Raw genomic sequence first — 26,969 nt, forward strand, 5'->3', positions numbered from 1 at the left:
TCTAAGAGATTGAAAAGCTCAGGAGCGGTCAAGCGACGCGACATACCAGTCAATGGCTTCGGCCAACCCTTGCTCGATCGTATGGCTGGGCCGATAGCCGAGCAAACGCTCAGCCTTCGAGATATCGGCCTGGGAGTGCCTCACATCACCCGCACGGAAATCGCGGTATTGCGGTTGAAAGTCCTGCAGATGCGGAAAACGCACCAGCAATACGCTACGCATCTGTTCCAGCAGCTGGTTGAGGCTGGTCCTACCGCCAACGGCTACATTATAGACCTCGTTGGCCGCCCCTCCCGACGCGGTTGCCGCCAGCAAGTTGGCCTGAACGACATTGGCGATATAACAGAAGTCACGTGTCGTCTCACCATCACCATTCACCTGTACCGGTTCCCGGCGAATCATCGCCGACAGCCACTTGGGAATCACCGCAGCATAAGCGCCGTTGGGGTCCTGTCGCGGGCCGAACACATTGAAGTAGCGCAGGCCGGCCACCTCGATACCGTAACTGCGGGCAAACACATCGGCGTACAGCTCGTTCACATACTTGGTGACCGCATACGGCGACAAGGGCTTGCCGATCACGGACTCCACCTTGGGCAAGGCCGGATGATCGCCATAGGTCGAGCTCGACCCGGCGTACACAAAGCGCTTTACGCCGGCATCGCGCGCAGCAACCAGCATGTTGAGAAAACCGGTGATGTTGGCCGCGTTGCTGGTGATCGGATCCTCCAGCGAGCGAGGCACCGAGCCGAGTGCAGCTTGATGCAGAACGAAATCGACCCCGGCACAGGCGGCCTGGCAATCGGCCAGCACCCGGATATCCCTCTCGATGAAGCGGAATCGCTGCCATTGCGCATCGCTCACCAGCCCCTGCACCTGCGCCAGATTGTGCTTGTGGCCGGTGGCAAAGTTATCCAGGCCGACAACGCGCTGGTCGAGCTTCAGCAGGCTTTCGACAAGATTCGAGCCGATGAACCCCGCCGCCCCCGTCACCAGCCAGGTTCGCGGAGAGGCCTGTAAATCGGTGCACAGGTGGTCGTATGGAGTCATCGGAAAAGAGGATCAGAAGAATATTAGGGGCTAGCGCGGACGGGCGCGCGACGGCGCATCGGCACGCAGGAAGCGCTCGAGTTCCCTCAATGCCTGTGCATAGACATCGCGTTTGAACTCGATGACCGATTCCAGCGGGGACCAATACTCGTTCCAGCGCCAGGCGTCGAATTCGGGGTGATGGGTACGGCGCAGACTGACATCGCAGTCGCGCCCAACCAGGCGCAGCAAAAACCAGATCTGCTTTTGCCCCTTGTAGCTACCCCGCCATTCGCGGCGAATCCAGTTGGTCGGCACGTTGTAACGCAGCCAGTCTCGGGTGCGGCCGAGAATGCGAACATGGTGAGGCTCAAGCCCCACCTCTTCCATCAGTTCACGGTACATCGCCTGTTCAGGCGTCTCACCGGATTTGATCCCCCCTTGCGGGAACTGCCAGGAATGTTCGCGTATCCGTTTGCCCCAAAAAACCTGATTTTTTGCGTTACACAAAATGATGCCGACATTTGGCCGATAGCCATCCTTGTCGAGCATGGTAATTCACCAAAATGTAGAGTTGACACGATTTTTCCACATTTCGGGGGGGATGGAAAGCACGCCCCGTGCCACGGGGGGCTAAATAAGCAGGCGCTTATCGGTATGCAGGTTGCGCTTCATCAACTGGCTGACGAACACGGGGAATTCCAGCCCATACTCGGCCTCTAGCTCCCTCGCCCGCTCCTTGAGCTCGCTCCACTTGGGGCTATTCTGGCTGCGCTTGAAGCCGAACACGGTGATATTGCCCTTGGTCATCGCGGGCAGACACGCAACGGCGCCATTGAACACACGCTCGATACGCTGCAAATAAGCATCGAAATGCTTGTCGTTCCCCCACAGATTGACCACCAGCACGCCATTGGCGGTCAACGCGTCGAAACAATGCTGGTAAAACGATTCGCTGTTGAGCTGCTCCACCACGGCCACGCCATCGTAGCCATCCACCTGGATGACGTCCGCCATCGCCTCACGCCCAGCCACGTATTCCGCCCCGTCACCCAGCCGCACTTCGAGACGGGCATCGTCTTCAGGCACAAAGAATAGGGACCGTGCTATCTGGATCACCTGCGGATTGATCTCGACCACCGTCACGTGGGTGTCGGGCAAATGGTGATGCGCCCACTTGGCGGTCGAGCCACCACCGAGCCCGATCATCAGCATAGCGTCAGGATCGGGGCAGAACAGCAGAAACCCCATCATGCAGCGCGTGTACTCAAGCACCAGCTCGGTCGGCGCGGATACCTTCATCGAGCTCTGCACAGTCGCCGAGCCAAGGTGCAGGGAACGAACCCCCTTCTCCTCGCTCACGTCGACCTGAATATCCCCCAGCTTCGCCTTGTGGATACGCTTGGCGCCAAATAATCGCATTATTCGGTGGGGCGTGCTTTGCTGGCGAGGATATTGGGGAAGGCCACCGCTGCCATCGCCGGCGGCATGTCGTCGAAACGCTCGCGATCGAACGCCTTGTCGCCATCCGGGTTCGCCACACCGGTCGGCTGCAACCCGCGAAAATCATAATGGCGCGGGTCAGCCAGATGCGACGGTACGACGTCGCGCAGTGCCGAGAACATGGTTTCCAGCCGGCCAGGGAAGCGCTTGTCCCAGTCCTGCAGCATCTCCCCCACCACCTGGCGCTGCAGATTGGGCTGTGAACCACACAGATTGCAAGGGATGATCGGGAACTGGCGCATCTCGCTGTAGCGCACGATGTCTTTCTCGCGGCAGTAGGCCAGCGGCCGGATCACGACATGCTTGCCATCGTCGGAAATCAGCTTGGGCGGCATCGCCTTGAGCTTTCCGCCATGAAACATGTTGAGGAATAGCGTTTCCAGGATATCGTCGCGATGGTGCCCCAAGGCAATCTTGGTGGCGCCCAGTTCCTCGGCCACCCGGTACAGCACACCGCGTCGCAGGCGCGAACACAGGCTGCAGGTGGTCTTGCCCTCGGGGATCACCCGTTTGACGATACTGTAGGTATCTTCTTCGATGATATGGAAAGGCACGCCAATCGAGGTCAGATAGTCAGGCAGCACATGCTCGGGGAACCCGGGCTGCTTCTGGTCGAGATTGACCGCGATGATCTCGAAATCGATCGGCGCGTGTTTTTGCAGGTTGAGCAGAACGTCGAGCATGGTATAGCTGTCCTTGCCGCCTGACAGGCACACCATGATGCGATCGCCCTGCTCGATCATGTTGAAGTCGTTGATCGCCTCGCCCACCGCGTGGCGCAGCCGCTTGCTCAGCTTGTTGGCATTGTATTCAGCCTTGCGCTCGGCTTCGGTCTTAACCGCTTGTTCCATCGTTTCCATCAAACCATCCCATCCGGGCCATTCCTCGCGGAACCGCCCCGCCCCACCGTCGCGGCAAGCCCATATGCCGCGCCGGGAGCAACAATATCAAACGGGGCGTTGCCGCCCCGCCATCTGAATGCAAATTGCCTTATATTTTACAGGTTTATCGAACGCCCGCCATCCACGGCAATAATCTGGCCCGTGATATAGGGGGAATCGTCCAGCAGGAATTTGACGGTGCGCGCGATGTCGTCGGGCTCGCCCGCCCGGCGCAGCGGAATGGTGTGCAGTATCCGCTGCCGAGTCACCTCGTCGAATACCGAATCGCCCTCAGGCCAGATGTTGGCCCCTGGCGCCACGCCATTGACCCGAATCTCAGGCGCCAGCTCGCGCGCCAGCGAGCGCGTCATGCCCGCAAGCCCGGCCTTGGCGATGTTGTAGACAGCATGCCCTTTCATCGGCCGCTCGGCATGAATGTCGACGATATTGACGATGGCACCGTGCGTCTTGCGCAACTCACCCGCCGCCGCCTGCGACAGAAACAGCGGTGCCTTGACGTTGGAGCCGATCAGGTCATCCCACTGCCGTTCGGTAATGTCGCCGACGGGGGTCGGAAAAAAACTGGAGGCATTGTTCACCAGCCCATCCAGCCGGCCGAACGACCCCACCACCTGCGCCACCAGCGCCGGCAAGCCCGCCACGTTGAGCAGGTCGCCCTGCACGATCGCAACCGAGTTGGCCCGCTGCAGATTGAGCTCGGCCATCAAGGCTCGCGCCTCGCCGCCCGAGCTGCGATAGTGAATCATCAGATTCGCCCCGGCAGCATGCAGCCGACGACAGATGGCAGCCCCTACACGCTTTGCCCCACCGGTGACCAAGACCACTTTGCCTTGCACGCTGTTCTCCCCTACACTCGACGCCAAGCCACGTTTGGCCATGCCGGCCAACAATTGCAACCACTGTAGCACACTAGCCGGCCCACGCCGCACCCCGGCCAATCGCCTGATTGACGCAAGCCATCCGACCACTCCGCACGCCCAGAAAATCATGTCCGCACTCCCCACGCCATCGGAAGCCGCGCTGTTACATAGCCAACGCCTCGTCGACCACATCCGCCAGCGCATCACGCACCAACAGGGATGGCTCTCGTTCGCCGACTACATGGAGGCCGCCCTGTATGCCCCGGGGCTCGGCTACTACAGTGGCGGCAGCGCGAAATTTGGCGGCACAGGTGACTTCACCACGGCCCCCGAGATGACGCCTCTGTTCGGCCGCACACTGGCCCGACAACTTGCCCAGGCGTTCGGGCACACCTCACCCAACATCCTCGAATTCGGCGCCGGCAGCGGCAAACTGGCACGCGACATCCTGCTGGAGCTGGAGCAACTTGGCCAGCTGCCGGAACGCTACTACATACTCGACCTGTCGGCAGAGCTGTGCGAACGCCAGTGGCAGACCCTGCAACGCGATGCACGGCACCTGCTCACGCATGTCGAATGGCTGGATGCCACCCCCAACGGCTTTACCGGCATCGTGCTGGGAAACGAAGTGCTCGATGCCATGCCGGCCCATCTGGTGCAATTCGACGGCCAGCGTTGGAGCGAACGTGGCGTGGTCGACCGCGATGGCACGCTGGCACTGGAAGACCACCCGATTGAGCCCGGCATGCTGCTGGAGCGCTGCATGGAGCTGAATATCCACACCCCTTACACCACCGAGATCAGCCTCGCCAATCGCGGCTTCATGGCAACACTGGCCACGCAGCTGCAGCAGGGCCTGATCCTGCTGATCGATTACGGTTTTGGCAAAACCGAGTACTACCACCCGCAACGCAACCAGGGCACGTTGATGTGCCACTATCGCCATCATGCCCATGGCGACGCCCTATTCCTGCCAGGCTTGCAGGACATCACCGTCCATGTCGACTTCAGCGCCGTCACTGACGCAGCCATTGCCGGCGGGCTGGATCTGCTGGGCTACACCACGCAAGCCAGCTTTCTGCTGAATGCCGGCATCACCGAGTTGCTGCAGGCTTACGACCCCGACGATATTCATACCTACCTGCCACTCGCCAGTGCGACCCAGAAGCTGCTGAGCCCAGCAGAGATGGGAGAGCTGTTCAAGGTCATCGCCTTCAGCAAAGGCTTCGACGCCGCACTTCAAGGCTTCGCGACAGGTGATCGAAGCCGCGCCTTGTAGACGGCACGAAAAAATCGTGCGGGGGTTTGACAGCCGGAAGAATATCCGTATAATGCGCGGCTCAACGGCGAATTAGCTCAGTTGGTTAGAGCGACGGAATCATAATCCGCAGGTCCGGGGTTCGAGTCCCTGATTCGCCACCAGTATTAAAAGAAACGGGGTTAGCGCAAGCTAACCCCGTTTTCGTTTTAAGACTCGAGACATCGTCACCACAGGGCCACAGGCACTCAATCGAGTCGACCTCATTTGACCAAGTTCAGCAGCTCCGACTCCAGCACACCACTGGAGACACACTTAGTCGGAGCACGTGCAAATGCCGCCCCCTGTTTAGAGGTAAAGATCAACTGGTCACGCACACGGATGGGGGCATCCCCCGCGCTGGTGGCGACCTGCTCTCTGGTAAGACCATAGCGAACCGACACCGAAACGCCACTGGCTGTGGCGCCCCGTGCAGCGACCGTAATTGTCGCATCAGCCTGCAAGGCTAACTTGCGCTCAACACCATAAGCCCTGCCCTTGAGCATGGCCTGATAGCTTTCTCGTGGGCTTGCACCGGAGAAGCGGGTTACCCCGCCGTTTGGTGCGGGCACTTCGATTACGCCACAGTCGACGTATTGCGTGGGATTGGCTGGCAAGAACTGGAGACTGATCTCCCCCGGCCCACTTTGACGCACTCGGCGATATGCGGGATTTGCCTTCAGGCGCCCCATCAGACGCGGCATCACGACCGCTGGCGGCTCGTTGAACTGGCCAAACAACTGAAGCGGCCCATGTGCCTGCTGATGTTGAACAGGCGCCGTATAGCTTGGCTTGATCTCGTTCTCCGCTGGTGCCGTGGGCCCCGGGTGTGCAGGCGGCCCGCTGGTGCATCCCTGAAGCCAGGCAAACGACAACCCCAGGCAGACGACCAGCCCACGCCCGATGATTGGGCCGCGCACGCTGGCGCACCAATTGCTCGTAGCGCCGGTCGAGATGGCATGCGTCATAAACCTTGTCATGACAACATTCTACTCCGTCCGCCCCGCACCACCAGAATTGCTTGGCGGACCCCGCCCTACGTCTGCCGTGTCGGCATTTACAGCACGTAACGTGCCAAATCCTCGCTCTGCGACAATACCCCCAAACGCTCGTCGACATACCGGGCATCGATGGTCACTTGCCCATTGATATGGCTCCCGGCATCGAACGACACCTGCTCCAGCAACTTTTCGATCACCGTGTAGAGGCGTCTGGCCCCGATATTCTCCGTCTTCTCATTGACCGCGAATGAAATCTCGGCGAGGCGATGGATCGCGTCCTGCGTAAAATCCAGCTGAATCCCTTCGGTTGCCAGCAATGCCTCGTACTGCCTAGTCAGGCACGCGTCGGTCCCTGTCAGTATCTGCTCGAAGTCATCGACCGACAGCGAATTCAACTCGACCCGGATCGGGAATCGCCCCTGCAACTCGGGGATCAGATCGGACGGTTTGGAGAGGTGGAAGGCGCCGCTAGCAATGAACAGAACATGATCCGTCTTGATCATGCCGTACTTGGTCGAGATCGTGGTGCCCTCGACCAGCGGCAGCAGGTCCCGCTGCACCCCCTGGCGCGAGACATCCGAGCCCTGCGATTCGGAACGGCTGGTGATCTTGTCGATCTCGTCGAGAAAGACGATGCCGTTCTGCTCCACATTCTGCAGCGCACGTGTTTTGATCTCTTCCTCGTTGACGAGCTTGAGAGCCTCCTCATCCATCAACAGCTTCATCGCCTCAGCGATTTTGAGCTTACGCTGTTTCTTCCGCGGGTTGCCCATGTTCTGGAACATGCCCTGGATCTGGCTGGTTAGCTCCTCCATGCCTGGCGGTGCAAAGATCTCCATGCTCGCCTGCGGCAGCGCCATTTCGATCTCGATCTCTTTATCGTCGAGCTTACCCTCGCGCAGCATCTTGCGGAATTTCTGACGCGTCGCGCTATCGTCGCCCCCCGTATCGGCGGCCTGGCCATCACCAAAACCGAAGCTGCGCGCGGGCGGCAACAACGCATCGAGCACCCTTTCCTCTGCCGCATCCTCGGCACGCGGTCGCACCTTGCGAGCCTCGGTTTCGCGGGTCTGCTTGATGGCGATCTCGATCAGGTCGCGGACGATGGAATCGACATCACGCCCGACATAACCCACCTCAGTAAACTTGGTGGCCTCAACCTTGATGAACGGGGCATCGGCCAGCTTGGCCAGGCGACGCGCTATCTCGGTTTTGCCGACCCCTGTCGGGCCGATCATGAGGATGTTCTTCGGGGTAATCTCCTGACGCAGCGGGTCAGCAACCTGCTGACGGCGCCAGCGGTTGCGCAGCGCAATCGCCACAGCCTTCTTGGCCTCCTGCTGGCCGATAATGTGTTTGTCCAGCTCGTGGACGATTTCCTGGGGTGTCATTTGGGTCATATTCATCTTTCCAAAACAAGCCGGGAATGTCGTCCGGCTGGTTGAACGCCTTGGTGATCGTGTGCCACCGGACTGCACGGAGCCCTCGTAGTCATGGGATCAGCGTCCCGCGACGGGCCGGCGCATCTACCCATCCGGTGAGAAGCCATGGACGTGACCTCGCCAACAGGGCGAAAACTGAAAGCGCCTATTCGAGCGTTTCGATCACGTGATTATGGTTGGTGTAAATACAGATATCACCGGCGATGGTCAGCGCTTTTTTGACGATCTCGGCGGGAGGCAGGTCAGTATTTTCGAACAGCGCCCGGGCGGCAGCCTGGGCAAATGCACCCCCGCTACCAATGGCCGCAATCCCCTGCTCGGGATCGAGGACGTCGCCGTTGCCGGTGATGACCAAGGTGGACTCGCTATCCGCTACAATCAGCATCGCCTCGAGCCGGCGCAGCATGCGATCCGTCCGCCAATCCTTGGCGAGCTCGACCGCACTGCGCACCAGATGGCCCTGATGCTTTTCGAGCTTTGCTTCGAAACGTTCAAACAAGGTAAACGCATCGGCGGTACCGCCGGCAAACCCCGCCAGCACCTTGCCGTGATAGAGGCGGCGCACCTTGCGTGCGCTGGACTTGATGACGATATTGCCTAGCGTGACTTGGCCGTCGCCGCCCAGCGCGACCAGATTGCCACGACGAACCGAAACGATCGTTGTGCCGTCAAATTGCTGCATGGAAAAATTCCTCGCAAATCACCGCATACTGCGGACAGATTGTAAGGAAATGGGGGGTGGCCGGGCTTTTGCAAGCCCGCAATGCTTATTTCTTGCGCTTGACCGTCGCGAGATCGGTAATACCCATGATGCGGAACAAAGTGTGGATCAGGATGTTGACCTGATCGAACACCACTGGCTTGCCTGCAGAGACGATGGGCATCAGCACGTTGAGCAGATTGCCCGCCGAAATGAAGTCGACCCGGGCAAGCCGAGACGCATCGATGACCACACTGTGATGACACTGGGAATAGTCAGTAATCGCCTGAAGCTGGCCTGCATTCTTGTCGGTAATCGCGCCCTGCAACGACAGTACATCCGTCCGGGCGGGGAGCTCGCTGCCGGCGGCAGGCTCGTCTTCCGCATCGCTCAAGGTCATCGATGACTGGCTATCGATCGACTCCCACGAGGGGGGTGATACCTCGTAGGTCACCGCGTAATCAACCGCCAGGTTTTCGAACGCCTCGAGTTGCCCTTGCTGTTGATGGAGCTCCATCAACAGCAGCCAGTAAGGCATTTCTGCGTCGACTTTGCGCATCATCTCAATATGGGCGGCCAGCCAGTCCGTCAGGATATTGCCGCCGACCAACTGTAACGGCGACTTGCCCTTGCGGCAAGCCTGCATCGCCAACATCAACAGTTGCGCGGCCTCAGGCTCCAGTGCCTCGAACTTTCCGAAATCGAGGCGAATCTTGCCGCCACACTTCGCCAGTCCGTTCAGCTCGGCGATACGCGGGCTGTCCACCGCCACAGGGCCGGCAAAAGCAAAATAATTGCTGCGGGCGGTACTTTGCGGATTCTGTACTGCGGCAGCCTGCGTTTCTTGCCATATGGGTGCGGTGCATTCGAAGCGCACGACATACTTGATTGCCAGCTCATCGAACAGCGTTCGCGCGCCCGTTTGCTGGTAGAGCTCGAACAAGGACAGCCAGGACTCATCGCCACCACTGGCGGCATGGTCGGACAGGTAGGCCTCGAGAAGCTCGATGGCCATGTGCGCCTGTTCGCTGGCAAACAGGATGGCCGCCTCCTCTACCACCGGGTCCATCCCTTCGGCGGCCTCGTTCACCTCGATCAGGCCGGTACCCAGGGTATTACTGTCGAGCAAATGGTCTTCTTCGTCCCCTGCTGCCGTTGCCGGCACAGGCTCCATACCAGCAGGCTGCTTGTAGCTTCGCTCTACAGGCAGTTCATCTGTCTGGTCTTTTTTCTTGAAGAAGGAAAATACCACTGCTACTGCTCGCCCCGAAATTGTTAGGTGATGACCCGCCCGACGATCCGATCAGCACAGCCGAAAGACCGACAAACGGTATTAGCTGCATTGTACGCGATAGTACCTCAGCGGCGACAGCCCTAAACACGGGCTGCCGACACGCTTATGCACTCCACCACATCACGCGAACACAAAATATAGAACTATTTTCGGATGAAAGATTCCCCGAGACAGGGCATGCGTTGAGCTCATTGGGAATAAATCCACCAAAGTAGCGCCGCGAGCAATATCAGAGCACAACGCCAGCCACCACCGGGCACCGGTTTCGCCCATTACCGACAGTTGGCGCAGACACCCTTGACGGTCACCTCGATCTCCTCGGGCAGATACCCCGAGGGCAGATCAATCTTGAGCGCAGGATGCACATCCTCTAGGCAGAACACCTTGTGGCAGCGCGCACACTTGAAGTGGGCATGATGATGCGGTGCAGACGCGATTTCTGCGTTGAAGCGCCAAACCCGGTCGTCACCTGCAATCTTGTGGGCCAAGCGGTATTCGACCAGCCAATCCAGCACGCGATACAAGGTGACACGGTCGAACGGTTGTTCCGCTGTGAGCCCTTCTTCTATTTCGTTGTGAGACAGGGCAGACGGCGCACCAAGCAACAGGCTCAAGACACGCAAACGCGGCTCGGTCAGGCGCTGGCCGGTCTGACGAATGAGGGATTCCGCCCGAGCAGAAAACTCAAGGGGATTGATCGACACAGGAGGGAACATGGTGAGCCACCCGCGCCGACAATCGTGAGCGCGGGCGACAAAGGGGATCAGTCTGCGTATTGCTTCTTCAAGCGCTCGCGGCGTTCTTGCGCCTCAATGCTCAGTGTTGCGGTCGGACGGGCAACGAGCCGTGCCAAGCCGATTGGCTCGCCCGTATCTTCACAGTACCCGTAGTCATTGTTTTCGATACGGGTAATTGCCTGCCCGATTTTCTGCAGCAGCTTGCGTTCGCGGTCACGCGTACGTAGTTCGAGCGCGTATTCTTCTTCCAGCGTAGCGCGGTCAGCGGGGTCGGGAGTAGCTTCCTGTTCCTGCAAGTGCTGGCTGGTTGCGGTTGCGTTGTTGATCAACTCCTCCTTCATTTGGAGGAGCTTGCGCTTGAAGAACTCAAGATGCTCGGGCGTCATGTATTCGCCGCTCGTATCATTGAGAATATCTTGTTCTGTCAGCATCTTAGCCATGGTTTCACGCATCCGGTTATTACTCAATGGCGACGCCTGCGGTTGCGGTATCGCCGCCTGTAGTCGGCGGTCGGAAAGATTAGCCGATGAATCTAGCAATGTGCAATAAGTATATGACAGTTGCGGCTGCGGAAAATTTACCTTTCGCAGCCGCATCGCCTCCGCTCGTCGGTTGACTGAACGCTAGGCCCAGCCTGGATTACGACCTATTTCTGGCTCAACACCCACTGCACCAGAACCTTCAGATCGGCATCCGGGACGGCTGCATTTGGCGGCATGGGTACCTGCCCCCAGACACCAGCGCCACCGGCCTTGACCTTGGCCATCAATTTGGCCTCGGCGCCTTTGTCGCCCTTGTATTTGGCCGCGACATCCTTGTAGGCGGGGCCTACAACTTTCTTGTCGACGGAGTGACAGGTAAGACAGTTGTACTTCTGCGCCAGCGCTTTCGGATCAGAGGCCGCAAAGGCTTGGCTGGAGGCGGCAAGGACAGTTGCTGCAAGCAGGAAGGCAACACGGGCTTTCATCTCAACTCCATATGGTGGTTTTGAACAAGGCAATCTTAGCCAACATTGCGGCCGTTGCAAACGACAGCATCTCTTGGCCAAGCACTTTACATCGCAATCGACCGCAAATACAGTCGGGCGCCAGCTCGCACAGGACACCTAAAGCAGCCATCCCGTGCCGGTATTTCGCCCATCTGAAGCCGTAGTCCACATTACGTGATCTCGACAATATCCAGCGATCATGGATGGAGTTGTCGCCGCGCCACAGGCAAGCCCATCAAGTCAAAAAGGCCGCTTCCGCGGCCTTTTCATCATCCGGTAATCCAAAGAAGCTCAAAGCGTGCCATAGGAGTGCAGGCCAGACAGCCACATATTGACCCCCAGGAAAGCGAATGTCGTGACAAACAAGCCGATCACCCCCCACCAGGCCAGCACCGCACCACGCAACCCCTTCACCAAGCGCATGTGCAGCCATGCTGCGTAATTGAGCCATACGATCAGTGCCCAGGTTTCCTTTGGATCCCACGACCAGTAACCGCCCCACGCATCAGCCGCCCACATGGCGCCAAGAATTGTCGCAATCGTGAAAAAGGCAAAACCGATGGCGATAGCCTTGTACATCACCTCTTCGATCAGCGATGGCGCAGGCAGGAAACGCGCCATCCCGCCCCGATTGGCCGCGACGGCCAGGAGCACGGCAACCGTCAGCGCGGCATTACCCCAATAAATGGAATTCGGCACATGCGGCGCCAGCAGCGTGTGCAACAACACCCCCGCTACACCGAATGACGCAGCGGCCAGCCAGAATCGTTTCGCATACTGGTTGTCGCCGGCGGCCAGCAGGTACGCGATGCCAAGCATGGCCGAGAGCGAGAACGAACCATAACCGACAAAGTTTGCCGGCACATGCAACTTCATCCACCACGATTGCAAGGCCGGGATGAGCGGCTGGATTTCGTGCGCCTGGCGGTCGAAGGTATACCACAGCAAGAAACCCACAGCCGCCGAGATGACCAGCAGCACAAACGCGCCCAACTGGCGAGAGCGGTAGCCGCCTTCATAGTACAGGTACATCAGCGCGGTAATCAGGCAGAACAGCACAAACACTTCGTACAGATTCGATACCGGAATATGGCCGACGTCGGACCCGATCAGATAACTCTCGTACCAGCGTACCAGCATGCCAGTCAGCCCCATGACCACCGCGGCCCATGTCAGGCCGGTAGCCGTGCGCCCAGCGAAATCAGAGCGCGTCAGCAGCGCCAGCCAATACGCACCCGTCGCAAGAAAGAACAGCGCGCACATCCACATGATGGCCGGCTGGCTGGCAATAAGGAACTTCAGCAGGAAGGCGGTATTCGACTGCGCCAATACCCCGCCATACTGCTGCATGGCCAACAGCGCCAGCCCGCCGCACACGGGCAGCAAGAGCCGGATGGGCTTCCAGAACCAGCCGAGGCCACTAAGCCCCGCCACTGCAAGCACCAGGATGCCCTGCTCGTAGCCATCCATGTACGAGCCGTATCGCACATAGGCCACGCCCGCCGCGAACACCAGGATGGCGGCAAACAGCCAATCGAGCCAACTCAGGCGGGCGACAAGCCCGGGCTCACGATATTGTTGCGCGAGTTCCATTTCTTACCCCTCTACGGCCCTGTTACTGACCACTGCGTGAATATCCGTCTTGACCTGCGCAAACTCACGCTCGAATTCAGCCTGCTTGCGATTGGCCGACATCGCCAGCAATACACCACCCGATTTCACCAGGAAGAATACCCGTCGTTCGCGGATGTAGAACATGGCGAACACGCCCAGCACCAGCAGAATCGAGCCCAGGTAGACGATATTCTTGCCCGGCGCACGGGTGATCTGAAATCCGCTGGCCTTGACCTCGTCGAAGCCCGTCATCTGCAGATAGATAGGCGCACCGTAGTCAAAACTAGTACTCAGCGCAACCAGGCTATCGACGACGAAACGGAAGCGCTCAGGCGTCACCTCCACCGGCGCCAACCCGGCGTCCTTTCGGGATAGCTGCCATGCCTCTACCGCCACCCCCTGAAGAATGCGCAAATAGGTTCGAGCGACCATTTCGCGCTTGTCAGCAGGCACGCGCGCCTTCAGGAAGCTGTCGAGTGCGTTAAACCCGCCGCTACTGAAGCGCTCCAGCACCCACTCGGCACTCTGCCTGAATTGTGCACGATAGGCGTCGCTAACGTGTTGGTCCTTCATCGCACTTTTCGTCGCCACATCGACCAGATGCTTGAAGCCCGCTTTGTCGGTCAGCAACGATTTCAGCCGCATATAGCCCGCCAGGGAGCCCTCCTCGTCCGCCGGAATGCGCAGGTACTGGAAGGGCTCGTTGGGCGCCCCGCGCATACCCGAGAGGAAATAGCGTCCGCCATCGATCTGCACCGGCTGCATGTAGTTCTGGTATTCGATGGCCTGACCCTGGGCATCACGGAGCTTGAAGGTAATGCTCGGCCCGATGTTATGCAGGTTCTTTTCCGACGTGACCTGCATCGCGTTCTGCATCACCCCCTTCGTACCAGAAGCCGCTTTGTCTGCAGAACCAAAATTTTCGATATTGAACAGGCGGAAATCACCGAACTCCAGGGTAAAGGGCTTGCCGCCGACCGGGAACGGCACGCTCATTTGCGAGCGAGCGGTAAATGGCTTGGCGTTCACTCCCTTGCCCAGCAAATCCCATTGAGCCAATTCCAGCTTGGAGCCGCCATCACCGAAGCTGGCCTGATAAATTGCCGCCCCCTTGAAAACCAGCGGGTGATTGACCTTGACCGTTGCAGCGACCTTTTCACCCGTCGCCTTGTCGGTCACTTCGATATCGCTGGCAAACAGCTTGGGCTGGCCGGTCGAATAATGCTCGATATGGAACTGCTTGAGCGTCAGGACAAACGGTAACTCCTGGACCATGTAACCGTCGCCGACGTTGATAAAGATTACATCGGCGTCGCCGCCGGTTGGCACCGTGACGTTGCCTCGGAAAGACAGATTTCCCGCCGACAGCCTGCTCTTTGCCGGAATCTGGCTCTGCGGGACATCTCGCGTCTCGGCCTGCTTCCAACCCAGCATTTGCTGAAGCTTGAATGGCACGTTGCCATCGAGCAGCCCACCGATGCAAATCATCACGACGGCAGAGTGGGCGAAAAAGTAGCCCAGCTTCTGCAGGCTGCCGGCCTTGGCCGCGATCAACACATCGCCACTCTGGTGTGCGTTAACCTTGGCGCGATACCCCTTGGCAGAAAGGTAGGCGGTCAGGTGATCGACCAGCATCGGCATCGGCAGGGCAGAAACAAACTCGCCCTGATGCGAAAACGCCCGCAGCGACCGCTCGCTGGCGTGCTCACGAAAACTGCGCATATCCCTCAGCATGCCCGGCAAATTGCGGTAGATACACAGGGAGGTGGAAACCACCAGGAACAGCAGGATCGTCAGGAACCAGACTGAGTGATAGACGTCGAACAGCCCCAGCCACTCGAAAATCTTGAACCAGTATTGCCCGAACTCAATTGCATACGAGGGATAAGGTTCGTTCTGCTTGAGCACGGTACCAATGACCGAAGCCATGGCAATCACCGTCAGCAATGTGACGGCAAATCGCATCGAACTCAGCAGATCATATAGTGCGCGGGTGAACGTCGTACGGCGCAAGGCGGTTTTCCAGAGTGAGCGGTTTGTGGAGAGATGGGGTAGGCCAGGCTGCCGCTACGACAGCACAGATCCTAAAAGGTTGCATTGACCGCCGCCCTGATACGAAACAAGGGTGGACCAAGCCACCCTTGTTCGCATTGACAGCCATCAAGGCTCGCCTGCGGCTTAACGCAAACCGACTACGTAGTTGGCGACAGCTTCGATTTCCTTGTCGCTCATCTTGCCGGCGATCGCGCGCATCGTCGCGGCCGGGTCGTTGGCACGCTCCCCCTTACGGAATGCATTGAGCTGGGTGATTGTGTATTCGGCGTGCTGGCCAGCCAGGCGCGGGAATTGAGCCGGCATGCCACTACCCTTCGGGCCATGACAGGCCGCACAGGCCGGCAAGCCGGTAGCGGGGTTACCCGATTTGTAAATCTTCTTGCCCAGTTCCTGCAGGTCGGGATTAGTGCCTTCAAGCACCTTGGCCTTTTGCCCGGCGAAGTAGGCCGCGACATTGTTCATGTCGTCGTCGCTCAACGTGGCAGCCATGCCAAACATGGTCGGATTCTTGCGGACACCCTTCTTAAACTCGGCCAATTGCTTGGCAACATATTCCGGGTGCTGCGCAGCCAGGCTGGGATTGGCAGGCGCGACGCTATTGCCGTCGGCGCCATGACAGGCCACGCAAACCTGTTGCACGATCCGCTGCCCCTTTGCCGGATCGCCCTTGGCCTGCACAAATGCGGCGCTGGTTGCCAGCAAGCCGGCAACGGCCACCACCATGCTGAATTTCATAGATGCTCCTTAAATCTGCAAAAGTAGATTTCGCGGTTGGCTTCGATTCAAACCTGCTATTCTATCGCAGATCATCAAAGCGTTACCAGCCGCACGGATTGCCATGTCTTTATTCTCCCGCCTACAGTTCTTCACCACCGTCAACCACCTTCGGGATCTGCCCGCCACTCGGGCAGAAATCGCCTTTGCAGGGCGATCCAATGCCGGCAAATCCAGCGCGATCAACACACTGGCCAACCGGACCCGACTCGCCTTCGTATCGAAAACACCCGGGCGCACGCAGCACATCAACTACTTCTCGTTTGGGGACGACGCCTATCTGGTGGATCTTCCCGGCTACGGCTACGCCGAAGTCCCAGCCGCAGTGAGGGCTCACTGGGAAAAACTGCTCGGCCAATACCTGGCGACCCGGGAGCCACTGCGCGGGATGGTGCTGATCATGGACTCCCGGCACCCGCTCAAGGAACTGGACTGGCAGATGCTTGAGTGGTTTCTGCCCACCGGCAAACCGGTTCATGTCCTGCTCACCAAGGCAGACAAACTCAACCGCCAGGAAGCCACACAAGCTCTTGCCTCGGTGCGAAAAGCATTGGCTGAACACCCTAACTGCACGGTGCAGCTCTTTTCCAGCCTGAAGAAAACAGGAACAGACGAACTTGAGCTCGCAATCGCGGACTGGTTGAAATAATCAATAGAAATCATCTACTTGATTAAAGAAGCAAAATCGCTGGAACTCTTCGCAGAATATCCTATCTTACGTAATAGGCGAGACTTTCCGCCTCCCGCTTCTCCTCCCTGAGCGGGTGCCTTATATGAATAAGGCGTTTCGCCCCGGCTTTTTCCCCTTTAAGCCGGGGTTTTTCTTTGCAAGCTCACACCACCTTACCCCGCGCGATGCGCCGCCCACAAATGCACGCAGGGAACATTAGCAAGTTCTTAAAAATAAGCTAACATACACTATTACGTTGTACTAGAATCTTCCGCGCATAGCGCTGAGCTGGATTTATCGCCGCGTCATGCTTATAAGCAAACGCCATCGGGAGGAAGCGTGACAGGAGCAGTAGACTTGAAGGGCGTGAAGGTAATGGTGATTGATGATAGCAACACCATTCGCCGCAGCGCCGAGATTTTCCTTGGACAAGCGGGTTGCGAAGTCATCCTGGCGGAGGATGGCTTCGACGCGCTATCCAAAATCGCCGACTCCCACCCAGACCTCATCTTCGTCGATGTGATGATGCCACGCCTCGACGGCTATCAGACCTGCTCGCTTATCAAGAAGCATCCACGCTTCAAGACCACCCCGGTCATCATGCTGTCCAGTAAGGACGGCCTGTTCGATCGGGCGCGCGGTCGTATGGTAGGCTCCGACGAGTACCTGACAAAACCCTTTACCAAAGATAGTCTCTTGCAGGTAGTTGGCGCGCATACCCGCCAGCAAGCCTGAACATCATTTGTAATTCGAGGAAAGCAACATGCCGATCAAGAAGATTCTGGTTGTAGATGATTCGCCGACAGAGCGTCACTTCCTGAGCGAGATCCTGACCAAGAACGGTTTCGAAGTTTTCACGGCCGAGAGCGGCGAAGAGGCTGTCACCAAGTCCAAGCAGGTCCTGCCGGACCTGATCCTGATGGATGTCGTCATGCCGGGGCTGAACGGCTTCCAGGCTACTCGCAGCATTACACGCGAGGAGACCACAAAACATATCCCGGTCATCATGTGCACATCCAAAGGCCAGGAAACCGACAAGATTTGGGGTCTGCGCCAAGGCGCAAAGGACTATGTCGTCAAGCCGGTCAATCAAGACGAACTGCTTCAAAAAATCGCCTCGCTTGGCTAAGCCGCCACAGGACCCCCATGGCTAAGAAGATCAGTCTCAGAGAGTACCAGGAAAGCGTTGTTGCCAAGCTGCAGTCGTCGCTCGCGTCACCCACGGCAACGGCATCCAAGCTCGGGCTCATGATTGGCAATGAGCACTGGTTGGTAGAACTGCAGGACGCAAGCGAAGTGGTCTCCGTACCGGAAATGGCCGACGTTCCACTCACCCATTCATGGTTTCGCGGTGTCGCTAACGTTCGAGGTAACCTATATAGCGTTGTAGACCTGCCAGCCTTCTTTGGTGGCGAATTGTCGCTGTTTACCAGTAGCAGCCGTCTATTACTGCTCAACTCACGTTTCATCTCCAATTCGGCGGTCCTGGTCACCAAGATGCTTGGTCTACGGAATCTGCAGCAGATGCAAAAACTGGGTAAGAGCGCAGATGCCAAGCCGTGGCTGGCAGAACGCCTGCAAGATGCGGATGGCACGATTTGGAATGTGCTGGATGTAGCCGCACTCTCAGCCGACCCGCACTTCCTGCAAATCGCAGCATAACCGCAAGGCGTGGCTGTGCCGGCTGAAGCACAGCACCCCATGAGATCCAAGAGAGTTCATCCCAATAGCGCGCGACTATCGGGATGCGCTTAACAACCAAAAGGCGGAATCACCGAATCGATCGGTGAGGGAGAGAAAGTAAAATGGCGTTTTCCGACAACATCAAGAATTTATTCGGCAAGCTCAAGGGTGGCGCCTCAGGCGCCGGCGAAGATCGCCAGTTCGACCCATCCAAGACGGTGTCGATCATCGAAAAACTGCGTTCGACCGGTGAAGGCGACAACCCGAACCCGCTACCTTTTGTCGGACATCTTCCCGCTCGCCGGCAAATCATGATTTTTACCGTGGCGATCGTGGTCTTCCTGGCATTGGCCGCCATGACCGTGCTGTGGGATTTGCGATCCTCCAATCACAATGCCGTCCGTCGCGCGACGTCGACGGAAATGCAGATGTTGTCGCAGCGTATGGCCCGCGCCGCCGCGCAGGCTGTTCAGGGTAACCCCGAGGCGTTCAGCGTACTCAACGAGTCATATCAGAAATTCAATTCCGACCTGACCACTCTGATGGAAGGCGGCTCCGGCCTGCCGGCCTCCAGTGGCGAGCCGGTCGACATCCTGTCCAAGATCCAGAAGACCTGGAACGAGAGTTTCCGTCCCAACCAACGCATCCCGACGGTGCAGACCATTCTGGATAACCGCCAGACCATCGTTACGGTGACCAAGAGCGTCGGCTCGATCAACACCAACGATGCCAAGCTGCTCGAAGGCACGCAACAGCTCGTATCGCTACTGAAGGAAACCGGCGCGACAGAACACGAACGTGAGCTCGGTGAGCAGATGGTGGTACTGACCCAGCGCATGGCAAAGAACGCCAACGCCATGCTAGCGGGAGAGGTCATCAACCCGGAAGTGGTATTCCTGCTCGGCAAGGACGCCAATACCTTCCGCGACACCTTGCAAGGCATGCTGGAAGGCAGCGACGAACTGCGCCTGTCGCCGGTCCGCAATGGCGAGATCAAGAGCAAGCTCGAAGAGATCAAGAAACTGTTCAAGGATTTTGAGACAGTTGTCAGCACCTTCTCCCGCAATATGCAAAACCTGGTGAATACTCGCCTGGCCAACCAGACCATCTTCAAGGAATCCGAGACCCTGCTGAAGGACTCGATCAAGCTGTCTGAGTCCTATCAGTCGCAAGGTTCGAGCTTCTTCTCCACGCTATTCGCGCTGATCTTCGCAGCAGGCGCGGTCGGTTCGCTGGTTCTGTTGGGCCAGGTCAACGCAGCAGAATCGCAACGCCGCCGCCTGGAATCCGAACGGGAAAACAAGCGTAACCAGGAAGCGATTCTGCGCCTGCTGAACGAAATGTCCGACCTCGCTGACGGCGACTTGACTGTTCGCGCATCGGTGACAGAGGACCTGACCGGCGCAATCGCCGACTCGATGAACTACACCATCGACGAGCTGCGCTCCCTCATTATCGGTATCAACAAGGCAACCGAGCAGGTAACCACAGCCACCCAACAAGCCCAGACCATTTCGAATCAGTTGCTGGATGCAACCCAGCGCCAGTCGGTCGAAATCGTCAGCACCAACAACAAGGTACAGGAGATGGCGCGCTCCATTTCCGAGGTGACCGAAACCGCATCCGAGTCAGCCCGAGTGGCGGACCAATCGCTGTCGGCCGCAGAGAAGGGCACGCAGGCGGTAGAAAACTCGATCAAGGGCATGAACGAAATTCGTGAGCAGATTCAGGAAACCGCAAAACGAATCAAGCGTCTGGGCGAAAGCTCGCAGGAAATTGGCGAAATCGTGGAACTGATTTCCGACATTACCGAGCAAACCAACGTGCTGGCGTTGAACGCAGCCATCCAGGCGGCGTCTGCAGGCGAAGCCGGCCGTGGCTTCACCGTGGTGGCGGAAGAAGTTCAACGCCTGGCGGAACGCTCCGCCGAAGCGACCAAGCAGATCGGCGCGATCGTCAAGACCATTCAAAGCGATACTCACGACGCTGTGGCTGCTATGGAAATCTCGACTCAGGGTGTAGTAGAAGGAGCCAAGCTGTCCGATGCAGCCGGCCAGGCCCTGCAGGAGATCGGCCAGGTATCGCGTGATCTGGCGTCGCTGATTCAACGCATTTCGTCTGCGACGCAAGAGCAATCCAAAGCAGCAGAAGAAGTCACCCACTCGATGACCGACATTCTCCAGATTACCGAACAAACCACCGCCGGCACCAAGCAGACCGCGGTATCGATTGGCCAGCTGACCGGCCTTGCGGCCGAACTGAAGGGTTCGGTGGCAGGCTTCAAACTGTCCTGAGTAGGCGGGGTTTATGAGCGTACACAGTGAATTCGATGTCGGCTCGCTCGTTTGGGTCAAGGGTGAAATCGACCAGGCACTTTCACGTGCCGGCGATTGCCTGACTCAATATCGGGAAGCCCAATCTGACACATCCCAACTCAAGTTCTGCCGTACCCATTTGCACCAGGTAACCGGGGCATTGCAAATGGTTGGCCTGGACGGCGCGGCGCGCTTTGCAGAGGAAGTGGAGCTGGCTGTCGCCAGCCTGGAAAAGGGGGAGAGCGAGCCCACCCAAGCGCATCTGGCAGCCGTCAGCGAGGCGATGGCCGCGACCTCGCGCTACCTGGAGGCGCTGATCAACGGCGCCCCTGACATGCCGCTGCGGCTATTTCCCGAGTACGAAAAGCTCAAGGAGGTACGTGGGGTCAGCAAATACTCGGCAAGCGAATTGTTCTTCCCCAGCGTCGATGCCTTCCAGTTGCCAGCCAATTCGAGCCCAGCGGCGGACGGCGATCTGCCGCAGATCGTGCGTGCACAGCGCTCTCGCTTTGAGTTGGGCCTGCTGAAATGGCTGCGCGGAACAGATGATGGGCTCACCATCATGGCCCAGACGTTGAAAGCGATTGAAGCCGCCGTACGCTCCCCACGCCAGCGTACGTTCTGGTGGACAGCGGGCGGTCTGGTCGAGGCGATCTCCAAGCGAGCCATCGCCGTCGACTACACGGCAAAGCAGCTGTTTGCCCGCATCAATATCCAGATGCGCCGCCTGGCCGAGGGCTCACAAACGGTAGCGGACCGGCTCCAGCGCGACATCCTTTACTACATCGCACGAGCCGAGGGCGATGCGGAATCGGTTCAGGCCATCAAGCAGTCATTTGCACTCGACGAGCTCCTGCCAGCTGCGGTAACGGTAGAGTCCGGCGATACCGCCACCCGCCAAAAGGCGGCGCGGGAAATGCGCGAACTGCTCGGGCAGGCAAAGGATACATGGGTACGCGTCACCGGAGGTCACCCCGACCGCCTCCCTGCCCTGCAGGACAACCTGGTCAGCCTGCGTGAGAAAAGTGCTCCTTTTGCCGATGTGCAAGGGCTTAATCAGTTCTTGCACGCCTTGAGTGAAGGGATTGGCGGACTATCCCACCAAGCCATCTCCGACAACCAAGCGCTGGATGTGGCAACAGCCTTCCTGCTGCTCGATTCGATTTGCGAACGGCCGAATACCCTGCCCCCAGAATTGCCGAGCCAACTCGACGCCATGTCGCGCCGCCTCCAGGCACTGAATAATCCCGCGCTCGCCGCTGAGCCGCTCCCTGAACTCCCGCACCTGGATCAACTGGCGCAGGATGCACAAGCGAAAATGCTCCAGGCGCAGCTCATGCATGAGATCCAGGTTAACCTGCAGCAGATCGAGCAGGTGCTCGACGGATTCTTCCGCGATCATGCCAAGCGCAACGAGCTTGCCGGGCTGGCCCCCTATTTCAGGCAGATCGCCGGTGCGCTGTCGATCTCTGGCCTCGATGATGCAGTGGAGATCGTCAAGTGGAGCCAGGAATCCACCGCTCGCTATGAGGACGAAGCTTATCCGGTCGATGGCAATGAACTGGAGATACTGGCGGAAGCCCTGTCCACGCTGGGCTTCTACATTGATGCGGTCAGCAATGACCGCAGCAATCGAGATGCCATCATTGCTCCCGTGCTGCGCCGCCTGCGGGGCGAGACAGAGACGACGACCCAACCCGTTACAGCCGAGGCCAGCGTCGAAACCGAAGTCAATCAGCAAAAGCAGCAGGCCCAGGAATTGCTCGAAACATTGCGAGACAATCCTGAGGATGCAGCCGCACAGCAGCAGCTAAAGGACACCCTGCAGTCGCTGCAGCAAAATGCCGACCTGATTGCGGACAATGCGCTGGGCCAGCAGAGCTCCGCTGCACTGTCGGCCCTCAAGGAGGCAGAAGGCAAGCCGATCGAAGCGTTCGTTGCCGCCGTCGCCGAAATCGTCGGCGAGAAGCCAATCGAACCTGCGGCAAAGCCGGCCCCCGTCAGCGATGAAGCCGTCGATCAGGAATTACTCGAGGTGTATCTCGAGGAAGCGGTTGAAGTTCTCAGCAACATCGGCAGCAATGCCAATACCATCAAGACCAACCCGCGTGACAAGGAAGCACTGACTGTCATTCGGCGCAGCTTCCATACCTTGAAGGGATCCGGCCGTATGGTCGGCCTCAACCATCTCGGTGAGGTTGCCTGGTCGGTGGAACAGGTGATGAACAAATGGCTGCAGGATGACTTGGCAGCTACCTCCGCTCTGCTGCAATTGATCGATATGGCGCAAAGCCAGTTCGCAAAATGGATTGGCGAGCTCAAGGATCACGGCAGCGCATCGGTCGAGGCCAGCAGCATTCACGCACTGGCCGAGGCGCTGAAGCGTGGGGAAGAAGCCTCCGAAGCTCCAACGATGCCGCCTGAGTCAGCCGCAGCAGCGGAACTAGCGGTTGCCGACCACACAGAGGACATTACGCCCGAAGCCGCAATCCCGGAACTACAGCTCGTTTCCGAGCTCGTGCCGCCAGTCCTCGAGCCTGAGCAAGAGGCATTGCCGACACTGGAATTGCTGGCTGAGGAGGCGCCGCTCGCGGAAGCCCCAGCGGTTGAGGAAAGCGTGGGAGTTGCCTCGATCGAAGCGGCCGTCGAATCGGACGATCTACAGATCGGTGATGTCACCATCTCGCCAGTCCTGTTCGACATCTTCATCAACGAGGCATCGCGTTACCTTGCGACCCTGCACGAACAACAGGCCTTGCTGGTCCAGCACCCCCACCTGCCGGTGGACGAACGCTTCCTGCATGCCGCACACACCCTATGCGGAATCAGCCGTACAGCCGGTTTCGTCGACATGGGCGAGCTCGGCTATCGACTGGAGATGTGTCTGCAAGCGCAGATGAAGTCCCCAGAACGGCTTACCGAAGATGACCAAGCGACTTTCTCCGAGGCCATCGCACAGCTGGACATGATGTTCATCTCGCTGACAGCCAAACTTGCACCGGCCCCCGCTCCCGAGCTCGTCGCCAAGCTGGAGGAAATCGCAGAGCATTTGCGCAAGCATGACGTTGCCGAGCCAGCACAGCCACCACTCGTCGTTGCGCCACCGGTCGATGAACTCGATATCGACCTGGACCTCGATCCTGACCTGCTGCCCGACGAGTTGCCCGTACTGGAACTGAGTGCGGAACCGGTCGTTGCACCACCCGCTTTCGACCTGCCAACGCTAGTTGTCGAAGAGGCGCCGAGCGCGGAGGGTGAGTTCCTTCTCACCGCCCCCTCGGAAGAAGTGGCGCCCGTCGTCGAAATACCGCAGCTCGAAGAAATTTCGCTCAGCTTTGATGATGAGCCAGCATTTCCCGAAGTCGATACGGGAGGCATCGTACTTGAAGTGGAGCCTTTCGCCACGACAGAGCCGGAAGAATTTCAGGCTGCGGCCGCCCTACCTGATACCGAAGCGCTGGATAGCGATATCGAGCTTATCGAAGAACCTATTTTGCTCGAGGCCCCGGTCAGCGAAGCCGTATCGCATGACGAAGCGCCCACCATGCCTGTGGTTGAAGGCCTGGAGACCGCAGAAGATACACTGCTGATGCCGCACCATACCGGCGAGCTTAGCAGTGACGAAGTGGACTTGATCGTCGATCTACCGGAAGAGCCGGCAAGTGTTTCGCTGCCTGAGCCCGCACTGGCTGAGTCGATCGAGTCCGTCGTGGATATCGGACTGACCGACGAGATCATGCCTTTCGTCGAGCAGGCACCAGAGCCCGAAGCGGCCTACCAGCCGAGTCAGCCAGTCGAGGTGGCGCAGGGCGAGGCCACGGCCGAAACTGCAATCTCGGTTCAGGATGACATCGACGAGCAATTACTGCCGGTCTTCCTGGAAGAAGTCAACGACCTGCAGCCCCAGATCAGCAAGGTACTGCGCGACTGGCGCGCAGACCCGGCAGCATACGAGCAGTCCAAATCGCTGCAGCGCCTGCTGCATACGCTGAAGGGCAGCGCCCGTATGAGCGGCGCGATGCGTTTGGGCGAAGCCACGCACAACCTGGAAACGCTGGTTATCGGCCTACAGGACGCCGCTCCCACGCCGGAACAGTTCGATGATCTGGAAGCGGATTTCGACGTCGTCAATGAATTGATTGATGTTCTGCAGGGCAAACCTGAGGTTGAAACGCCGGAATCGGTCGTTGCCCAGTCCGTCGCCGCAGCAGGCAATCTGGCCATGCCAGCGGCGCCAATGGGGCTGGTCGATGCAGATGCAGCCAAATCCAGCCTGCGGGTTCGCGCAGACCTGGTGGACCGCCTGGTGAACCAGGCCGGTGAAGTCGCCATCGCACGCTCTCGCATGGAGGCGGAAATGCTGGCCCTGAAGGGCTCGCTGCTTGACCTCACCGACAACGTGACCCGCCTGCGTTCGCAATTGCGCGAGATCGAAATCCAGGCAGAAAGCCAGATGCAGTCTCGGATGACGCACCTGCATACGGCTGACGATCAGTTCGACCCGCTGGAGTTCGACCGCTTCACGCGTCTGCAAGAACTCACGCGCTTCATGGCCGAGAGCGTCAACGACGTTGCCACCATCCAGCACAACCTGCTCAAGAACCTGGATGAAACCGAAGCAGCGTTGCTGGCCCAAGGACGCATGACCAAGGATCTGCAGCAGGAGCTGATGCGGATTCGCATGGTTCCGTTCTCCAGCATGGCGGAGCGGCTGTACCGCATCGTACGCCAGACGGGCAAAGAGGTCGGCAAGAAGGTCAATCTGGAAATCCGCGGTGGCCGCGTCGAAATCGACCGCTCGATGCTGGAGAAAATGACGTCACCGTTCGAGCACATGCTGCGTAACGCGATCGACCACGGCCTCGAGAGCCGCGAAAACCGCCTGAATGCCGGCAAGCCGGAAGTCGGCGAGATTTCTCTCGATCTCAAGCAGGAGGGCAACGAGCTGGTACTGACGCTGGCAGATGACGGCGCGGGCCTGAACCTTGCCAGGATTCGTGAAAAAGCTATCAGCAAAGGCTTGCTCAACACGGACGAGCCGATCACCGACGAACAGGTGATGTACCAGATCTTCGAGCCCGGATTCTCCACGGCCGACTCGGTAAGCCAGCTGTCCGGCCGCGGGATCGGGATGGATGTGGTCAAGAACGAAATCTCCGATCTTGGCGGCCGCATCCAGCTGGATTCCGAATCCGGCAAGGGAACACGCTTCACGATTCACCTGCCCCTGACGCTGGCAGTCACACAGACCGTACTGGTCACGGCTGCCGGCAAGAAGTATGCGATTCCGTCGGTGATGGTGGAGCAAGTCCAGGAGCTGAAGCTCCTCGACCTTGAGAAGCTGTACGAGCAGAAGAAGATCGTTTGGATGGGTAACGACTACCCGTTCACCTACCTGCCGCGCCTACTAGGCAATCCGGAGCACCAGCCGGAGAGCAAGCGCTACAGTACGGTCGTGCTGCTGCGCAGCGGTAACCAGCGTATTGCCTTGCATGTGGATGACCTGGTGAAGAACCAGGAAGTGGTGGTCAAGAATATCGGCCCGCAACTGGCACGGGTGCCCGGCATTGCAGGCGCCACCGTGCTGGGTAATGGCGACATCGTCCTGATCCTGAACCCGCTGCTGCTCGTCAACCGGGTCGACAGCGTCAACGCCGAAGCAGCGGCCAGCGCCAAAGCGCCGGTGCAGGCGCAACCTGATGCCTTGAGCATGGTACCCGTCATCATGGTGGTCGATGACTCGCTGACGGTGCGCAAGATATCGGGTCGTCTGCTCACCCGAGAAGGTTATCAGGTCGTTACCGCCAAGGACGGGGTCGATGCCTTGCAGCAAATTCAGGACGTCGTGCCCGACGTCATGCTGGTCGACATCGAGATGCCGCGCATGGATGGCTTCGAACTGACGCGGCACATTCGCACCGACGAGAAGACACGACATATCCCCATCGTCATGATCACCTCGCGCACGGCCGAAAAGCACCGCAATTACGCGCTGGAACTAGGCGTGAACGTCTACCTGGGCAAGCCTTACCAGGAAGAGGAGCTGCTCGGTCATATTGAGCGCTTTGTTGCGCACAAGAAGGCTCGGCAGCAAACCTGATCCTT

22 protein-coding genes and 1 tRNA gene are annotated in these 26,969 nt (G+C 58.7%); 8 read left to right on the top strand and 15 right to left on the bottom strand.

Features of this window, described 5'->3' with window-relative positions; all coding sequences use genetic code 11:
• Positions 1–18 precede the first annotated feature (18 nt).
• The 5 genes from ABWL39_RS12635 to ABWL39_RS12655 form a co-directional block, all read right to left on the bottom strand.
• A complete protein-coding gene (locus ABWL39_RS12635; protein ID WP_367791464.1) occupies positions 19–1,050 on the bottom strand; it encodes an SDR family oxidoreductase in 1,032 nt (343 codons plus the stop codon).
• A 30-nt stretch (positions 1,051–1,080) separates the two neighbouring features.
• Entirely contained in the window at positions 1,081–1,581 is a 501-nt protein-coding gene (locus ABWL39_RS12640; protein ID WP_367791467.1) for an RNA pyrophosphohydrolase, read from the bottom strand.
• Positions 1,582–1,662: 81 nt separating this feature from the next.
• Positions 1,663–2,451, bottom strand: a complete 789-nt coding sequence (locus ABWL39_RS12645) for a polyamine aminopropyltransferase (RefSeq protein WP_367791470.1) — start codon at positions 2,449–2,451, stop codon at positions 1,663–1,665.
• Entirely contained in the window at positions 2,451–3,392 is a 942-nt protein-coding gene (ttcA, locus tag ABWL39_RS12650; protein WP_367791473.1) for a tRNA 2-thiocytidine(32) synthetase TtcA, read from the bottom strand. The genes ABWL39_RS12645 and ttcA overlap by 1 nt, the downstream gene beginning before the upstream one ends.
• 137 nt (positions 3,393–3,529) lie before the next feature.
• On the bottom strand, positions 3,530–4,270 hold the full coding sequence (locus ABWL39_RS12655) for a pteridine reductase (RefSeq protein ID WP_367791545.1): 741 nt from the start codon (positions 4,268–4,270) through the stop codon (positions 3,530–3,532).
• Between the two features lie 151 nt (positions 4,271–4,421).
• On the opposite strand from ABWL39_RS12655, the gene ABWL39_RS12660 reads away from it, so the two are divergent.
• Positions 4,422–5,573: a class I SAM-dependent methyltransferase gene (locus tag ABWL39_RS12660; protein ID WP_367791476.1), complete on the top strand. Its 1,152-nt coding sequence runs from the start codon at positions 4,422–4,424 to the stop codon at positions 5,571–5,573.
• 66 nt (positions 5,574–5,639) lie between these two features.
• A tRNA-Met gene (locus ABWL39_RS12665) sits at positions 5,640–5,716 on the top strand.
• 99 nt (positions 5,717–5,815) lie between these two features.
• Here ABWL39_RS12665 and ABWL39_RS12670 read toward each other — a convergent pair.
• The 10 genes from ABWL39_RS12670 to ABWL39_RS12715 form a co-directional block, all read right to left on the bottom strand.
• The gene (locus ABWL39_RS12670) at positions 5,816–6,559 is read right to left on the bottom strand and encodes a hypothetical protein (protein ID WP_367791479.1); all 744 of its coding nucleotides are present in this window, start codon (positions 6,557–6,559) and stop codon (positions 5,816–5,818) included.
• A gap of 89 nt (positions 6,560–6,648) precedes the next feature.
• A complete protein-coding gene (gene hslU / locus ABWL39_RS12675) occupies positions 6,649–7,992 on the bottom strand; it encodes an ATP-dependent protease ATPase subunit HslU (RefSeq protein ID WP_367791481.1) in 1,344 nt (447 codons plus the stop codon).
• A gap of 187 nt (positions 7,993–8,179) precedes the next feature.
• Positions 8,180–8,716 carry an ATP-dependent protease subunit HslV gene (gene hslV / locus ABWL39_RS12680; protein ID WP_367791484.1) on the bottom strand — a complete coding sequence of 179 codons (537 nt, stop codon included), beginning with the start codon at positions 8,714–8,716 and terminating at the stop codon, positions 8,180–8,182.
• Between the two features lie 85 nt (positions 8,717–8,801).
• Positions 8,802–9,986: an STAS domain-containing protein gene (locus ABWL39_RS12685; RefSeq protein WP_367791487.1), complete on the bottom strand. Its 1,185-nt coding sequence runs from the start codon at positions 9,984–9,986 to the stop codon at positions 8,802–8,804.
• Positions 9,987–10,300: 314 nt separating this feature from the next.
• Positions 10,301–10,744 carry a Fur family transcriptional regulator gene (locus ABWL39_RS12690; RefSeq protein ID WP_367791490.1) on the bottom strand — a complete coding sequence of 148 codons (444 nt, stop codon included), beginning with the start codon at positions 10,742–10,744 and terminating at the stop codon, positions 10,301–10,303.
• Between the two features lie 47 nt (positions 10,745–10,791).
• Complete coding sequence (dksA, locus tag ABWL39_RS12695) at positions 10,792–11,205, bottom strand: RNA polymerase-binding protein DksA (protein ID WP_367791494.1); 414 nt, start codon at positions 11,203–11,205, stop codon at positions 10,792–10,794.
• Between the two features lie 206 nt (positions 11,206–11,411).
• Complete coding sequence (locus ABWL39_RS12700; protein WP_367791497.1) at positions 11,412–11,732, bottom strand: c-type cytochrome; 321 nt, start codon at positions 11,730–11,732, stop codon at positions 11,412–11,414.
• A 312-nt stretch (positions 11,733–12,044) separates the two neighbouring features.
• On the bottom strand, positions 12,045–13,346 hold the full coding sequence (ccsB, locus tag ABWL39_RS12705) for a c-type cytochrome biogenesis protein CcsB (RefSeq protein WP_367791500.1): 1,302 nt from the start codon (positions 13,344–13,346) through the stop codon (positions 12,045–12,047).
• A 3-nt stretch (positions 13,347–13,349) separates the two neighbouring features.
• Complete coding sequence (locus ABWL39_RS12710) at positions 13,350–15,380, bottom strand: cytochrome c biogenesis protein ResB (RefSeq protein WP_367791503.1); 2,031 nt, start codon at positions 15,378–15,380, stop codon at positions 13,350–13,352.
• Positions 15,381–15,545: 165 nt separating this feature from the next.
• On the bottom strand, positions 15,546–16,157 hold the full coding sequence (locus tag ABWL39_RS12715; RefSeq protein WP_367791506.1) for a cytochrome c: 612 nt from the start codon (positions 16,155–16,157) through the stop codon (positions 15,546–15,548).
• A 103-nt stretch (positions 16,158–16,260) separates the two neighbouring features.
• Here ABWL39_RS12715 and yihA point away from each other — a divergent pair, with 103 nt between their 5' ends.
• The 6 genes from yihA (at position 16,261) to ABWL39_RS12745 (ending at position 26,964) form a co-directional block, all read left to right on the top strand.
• A complete protein-coding gene (gene yihA / locus ABWL39_RS12720; protein WP_367791509.1) occupies positions 16,261–16,845 on the top strand; it encodes a ribosome biogenesis GTP-binding protein YihA/YsxC in 585 nt (194 codons plus the stop codon).
• 396 nt (positions 16,846–17,241) lie between these two features.
• Positions 17,242–17,601, top strand: a complete 360-nt coding sequence (locus ABWL39_RS12725) for a PleD family two-component system response regulator (protein WP_367791548.1) — start codon at positions 17,242–17,244, stop codon at positions 17,599–17,601.
• Positions 17,602–17,629: 28 nt separating this feature from the next.
• On the top strand, positions 17,630–17,995 hold the full coding sequence (locus ABWL39_RS12730; RefSeq protein WP_367791512.1) for a PleD family two-component system response regulator: 366 nt from the start codon (positions 17,630–17,632) through the stop codon (positions 17,993–17,995).
• Positions 17,996–18,012: 17 nt separating this feature from the next.
• Positions 18,013–18,528 (top strand): chemotaxis protein CheW, encoded by a 516-nt coding sequence (locus ABWL39_RS12735; protein WP_367791515.1) that lies wholly within the window; start codon positions 18,013–18,015, stop codon positions 18,526–18,528.
• Between the two features lie 143 nt (positions 18,529–18,671).
• Positions 18,672–20,843 (top strand): methyl-accepting chemotaxis protein, encoded by a 2,172-nt coding sequence (locus ABWL39_RS12740; protein WP_367791518.1) that lies wholly within the window; start codon positions 18,672–18,674, stop codon positions 20,841–20,843.
• Between the two features lie 13 nt (positions 20,844–20,856).
• Positions 20,857–26,964 carry an Hpt domain-containing protein gene (locus ABWL39_RS12745; protein WP_367791521.1) on the top strand — a complete coding sequence of 2,036 codons (6,108 nt, stop codon included), beginning with the start codon at positions 20,857–20,859 and terminating at the stop codon, positions 26,962–26,964.
• The last annotated feature ends 5 nt before the right edge of the window (positions 26,965–26,969 follow it).

It is taken from the genome of Chitinivorax sp. PXF-14 (genome assembly GCF_040812015.1).
GTDB lineage: Bacteria > Pseudomonadota > Gammaproteobacteria > Burkholderiales > SCOH01 > JBFNXJ01.